This is a genomic window from Pseudomonas sp. PME37.24/025 (assembly GCF_055556615.1).
Genome location: NZ_JBVHNK010000028.1, coordinates 1 through 4596, shown reverse-complemented (window position 1 = coordinate 4596; position 4596 = coordinate 1). Strand labels below are relative to the sequence as shown.

Genomic DNA, 4596 nt, shown 5'->3' with positions numbered 1-4596 from the left:
AGAGGCCATGCCTTGGGAATCGAGACACGTCCGCCATTCCCGCTGGCAAACAGCTTCACGCCCAGACTGTCGAGCTTTGGATAGAGGCGACTGCTGATAGTGAAGCGGCCGTTTTCGTCGAACACCTCGATGGACGAGCGATCGAGAAATACGCGCAACTCCAATCGCTTTTGGGTCGGGTCTATCGCCACGCTGCGCTGACCGATGACTTGCGCACCCGAGTGGCTGCGGTCCAGCACCAGACGCTGCAGCGATGCGTCGTAGTAAAGCAGGGTTTCTTCATGGCCATCGTCGCTGCAGCGCAAGGCAATGCCCAGGTGGCCGTCGGTGCAGCCGAGCAAATCCAGATGCACATGGATTTCCAGCATGTCGCCATTCACTGCCGATACCCACCGGGTTCCGGATTCATCCCACCAGGGTGTGCTCGGCAATGGCGCCTTGCGTAGCGCGGTGAGCTCCCGTGCCGGGAATACGCATAGGCGATCAGCGTGCAGTTCCAGTTCGCGCGGCAAACTGAGCATGCCGCACCAGTGATGGGCCTGGCTGGGCATCAGGCTATCCCAGATGTCGAGCCAAGCCCATACCAGGCGCCGGCCATCGGCGGCCAGCAGCGTTTGCGCGGCATAGAAATCGTGGCCATTATCCAGTTCGATAAAGGGCCCGCCGGTGAAGTGCCATTCGCTGTCAAGGTGACCCACTCGATAACCGGTATGGTACTTGTTGAGCCGGTCGTAACCCTCGGGTTGCATGCCCTGGGGCGAATACAGCAATACATCGCGCCCGTTCAGTCGGAACAGATCCGGACACTCCCACATATAGCCATCGCCCTCGCTGCCGCTGGACACATAGTCGAGGAACTCCCAGGCGTGCAGATCCGTGGAACGGTACAGCGGGAGCAACGGCACATCGCCCAGACGTGCGCCGGCAATCAGGTACCAATAGTCATCCTCTTGCCATACCTTGGGGTCACGAAAGTGCATGATCGTGTCTTGCGGCGCGGTGTCGATGACGGCGCCATGCTTGACGAACCGTATGCCGTCGGTACTGGTGGCCAGGCACTGGACTTGACGGATCGAGCTGTCGTCACCTACCTCCCCCAGCCAGGTGTGCCCGGTGTAGATCAGTGCCAGGGTATCGCCACACACCACCGCGCTACCGGAAAAACAACCGTCGCGGTCGAAATCGTCGCCGGGCGCCAGTGCCATGGGCAGATGCTGCCAATAAACCAGATCGGCACTCTTGGCATGCCCCCAATACATCGGACCCCATTTCGCGTCGAAGGGGTGGTGTTGATAGAACACGTGGTACTCGCCACGAAAGTACACCACTCCATTGGGATCGTTCATCCAGCCTGCCGGGGGGGCCAGATGATAACCGGGTCGGTAATCGTGGATGACACGCGACAGGCCATCACTCAGTGCATGTTGCGCAAGCTCAAGGGTGCAAGACATTTGGATCGCTCATGGTATTCAAGTACAAGGTTATAGGGCGCCTGCTCGTGCCGAGCGCAGAGGAACGCCATCGGGCAGGGTTTCAATGGATTGGTGCTTCAAGGCCGTGCCATCGGCGTCGAACAGGTGCAGGTTGTCGATGTCCAGTTGCAGCTCAACCCGATCGCCTGCCTGCCAGCCGGCGCTGACTTCGCAACGACAGAGCAGTGGCTCGTCCTGACCGGTATCGAGGTGCACATAGGTTTCGCTGCCCAGGTATTCGACCGCGGTCACGACGACGCCGGCGGTTCCATCCGCCGTTTTGAGCGACAGGTGCTCCGGGCGAATCCCCAGGCTTAGCAGCGTGCCTGCCGCCAGGTTCGAGCTGTCGAAGGGCAGGGGCGTGATACCCCATACGAGGGTATCGACCAGGCTGGTTTCGCCTGGTGTCTGCAGGCGCGCCGGCAGAAAATTCATGCGGGGCGAACCGAGAAAGCCAGCGACAAAGCGGCTGGCCGGGCGCTCATAGAGTTCACGCGGTGAGCCGACCTGCTCTACGTGGCCGCCATTGAGCACGACAATTTTGTCAGCCAGGGTCATCGCTTCCACCTGATCGTGGGTGACGTAGATCATGGTCGAGCCGAGTCGAGCATGCAGCCGGGCGATTTCATTGCGCATCTGCACGCGCAAGGAGGCATCCAGGTTGGAGAGCGGCTCATCGAACAACAAAATGTCCGGTTCCCGCGCCATGGCCCTGCCCATGGCCACCCGCTGACGCTGCCCGCCGGACAGTTCCTTTGGCTTGCGTTGCAGCAGTTTGTCCAACTGCAGGATTTGCGCCGTTTTCAGCACGCGCTCGCGCAGGCTGGTCTTTTCAGTCTTGGCCAGTTTGAGACCAAAACTGATGTTGTCGTAGACGCTCATGTGCGGGTACAGCGCATAGGACTGAAACACCATGCCGACACCACGCTCGCGCGGTTCCAGGTCGTTGACCCGTTTTCCGTCGATCAGCAGGTGGCCGGCGCAGATCGAATCCAGTCCCGCGATCAGTCGCAGCAGGGTCGATTTTCCGCAGCCCGAAGGGCCGACGAACACCACGAATTCACCCGCCGCGATTTCCAGGCTGACGTCGCGAAGAATCCGCATGCCGCCCAATTGTTTGTTCACGTTGTCCAGCTTCAATTTGATCACGATGCTGTTCCTTATAGTTGTTGGGCATCAACCCTTTAACGCGCCGGCAGTGAGACCGGAAACGATTCGACGCTGGAAGATCAGCACCAGAATCACCAGTGGAACGGTGACCACCACCGAAGCGGCCATCAACAACCCCCAAGGCAACTCATGGGGGCTGCTGCCGGAAATCAAGGCGATGGCAACCGGTACCGTGCGGTGGGTGTCGGTGAGGGTGAAGGTCAGGGCAAACAGGAACTCGTTCCAGGCGGCGATGAAAGCCAACAGGCCCGTGGTGACCAGTGCGGGCCAGAGCAGCGGCAACAGCACGCGGATCAGCGTGACCCAGGGGGAGGCGCCATCCATGATGGCCGCTTCTTCCAGTTCATGGGGCAGCTGTCCCATGAACGTGGTCAGCACCCAGACGGTGAAGGGCAGGGTGAAAATCGTGTAGCTCAGGATCAACGCCCAGGACGTGTTGTACAGGCCCAGGGCGCGGATCACTTCGAACAACCCCGACAGCACCGCGACTTGAGGAAACATCGACACGCCAAGGACCATCATCAACACCGTGCCACGCCCACGGAACTTCACCCGGCCCAAGGCATAGGCGGCGGTCAGGCTGAGAAATAGCGCCAGTGTCACCACGCTAAGCGCGACCACCAGTGAATTACCGATAGCCCGCAGGAATGAGGCTTGGTTGAGCACCGCCGCGTAATTGGAGAAGTCGGGGTTTTTAATCCAGTAGTTCACCTCGAACAAGGCGCTGGACGGCTTCAACGACGTGACGATGGCATAGTAGAAGGGGAAGACCGCATACAGCAGCAACACCCCGATGAGGCACCAGAATCCGAGGCGCAACAGCATTTTTTTCAATAGGCGCGGGCTCATGACCGGACCTCCAGTTGACGGCGTCCGAGGTAGAGATAGAGCAGGGCGATGACCGCAACCACCAGAAACAACAGCGTCGAGGCCGCGCTGCCATAACCAACGTCCTGGAACTCCACCAAATGCTGGCGGGCGTAGACCGACATGCTCATGGTGCTCGATGAATTCGAAGTCAGCACATAGATCACGTCGAACACCCGCAGCGAGTCGAGGATGCGGAAGATCGCCGCCACCAACAGTGCAGGCATCAATAGGGGAAGGGTGACACGCCAGAACACTTTCAGCGGATGAATGCCATCGACCCTCGCGGCTTCGTAGCAATCGCTCGGCAACATCTGCAAGGCCGCCAGCGTCAACAGCGCGACAAAGGGTACGGTCTTCCAGACGTCGACAATGATCACCGCCCACATCGACAGGCCCGCATCCGCCGTCCAGGCCAGTGGCGCGTCAATCAGGCCGAGGCTCAGCATCAGGTGGTTGATGATGCCGAACTGGTCGTTAAGCATCCATGACCAGATCTTCGCCGAGACAATGGTCGGAATCGCCCAGGGGATCAGAATCAACGCCCGCACCAAAGAACGTCCGGTGAACCTGATGTTCAGCAGCAACGCCACCAGCAATCCCAGGACGACTTCCAGTCCCACCGACACCACGGTGAAATGCAAGGTATTGCGCACCGCGTTCCACCATTGCGGATCGACCAGGATGCCCGACCAGGTGGAACCGTTGTGGAACAGATAATTGCTCAAACCTATGAAGGTTCCGCCACCGGTGTCCGACAGACTGGCGTCGGTCAGGCTGAACCAGAACGTGCGCAGTAGCGGCCAGGCCGCCACCAGGGCCAGGCACAGCAACATTGGCGATAGAAACAGCCAGGCGGCGCGTACGCGGCGACGCTGTACGGGCGTTTCCCTGGGGGGGAGGAGCTCGTCATGGGAGGCAGGGATAGAATAGACAGGCATGATGACTTCCCTTACCAGTTCTGGCGTTTAATGCGTGTGAGCTCGCTCTCCAGCTCGGCCAGTGCCTGATCCACAGGCAACTCGCCCGACAGCACGCCATGCACTCGATCGAAGAACGCATTGGAAACGCGTGGATAGCGATCGGC

4 protein-coding genes and 1 pseudogene are annotated in these 4596 nt (G+C 59.8%); all 5 read right to left on the bottom strand.

Annotated elements, in window-relative coordinates:
* On the bottom strand, positions 1–1451 hold a 1451-nt coding region (locus tag ACZ3HH_RS29270), incomplete at its 3' end, for a glycoside hydrolase family 32 protein (RefSeq protein WP_465809982.1).
* Between the two features lie 30 nt (positions 1452–1481).
* Positions 1482–2621 carry an ABC transporter ATP-binding protein gene (locus tag ACZ3HH_RS29265; protein WP_465809979.1) on the bottom strand — a complete coding sequence of 380 codons (1140 nt, stop codon included), beginning with the start codon at positions 2619–2621 and terminating at the stop codon, positions 1482–1484.
* Between the two features lie 27 nt (positions 2622–2648).
* Positions 2649–3491, bottom strand: a complete 843-nt coding sequence (locus ACZ3HH_RS29260) for a carbohydrate ABC transporter permease (protein ID WP_465809977.1) — start codon at positions 3489–3491, stop codon at positions 2649–2651.
* Entirely contained in the window at positions 3488–4450 is a 963-nt protein-coding gene (locus tag ACZ3HH_RS29255) for a carbohydrate ABC transporter permease (RefSeq protein ID WP_436275469.1), read from the bottom strand. The genes ACZ3HH_RS29260 and ACZ3HH_RS29255 overlap by 4 nt, the downstream gene beginning before the upstream one ends.
* An 11-nt stretch (positions 4451–4461) precedes the next feature.
* Positions 4462–4596: pseudogene (locus ACZ3HH_RS29250) on the bottom strand (ABC transporter substrate-binding protein); the annotation flags it as partial.

Excerpts from the sequence above, each read along its gene's own strand:
- ACZ3HH_RS29260 (WP_465809977.1), bottom strand. The coding sequence starts at position 3,491 with ATGAGCCCGCGCCTATTGAAAAAAATGCTGTTGCGCCTCGGATTCTGG.
- ACZ3HH_RS29255 (WP_436275469.1), bottom strand. The coding sequence starts at position 4,450 with ATGCCTGTCTATTCTATCCCTGCCTCCCATGACGAGCTCCTCCCCCCC.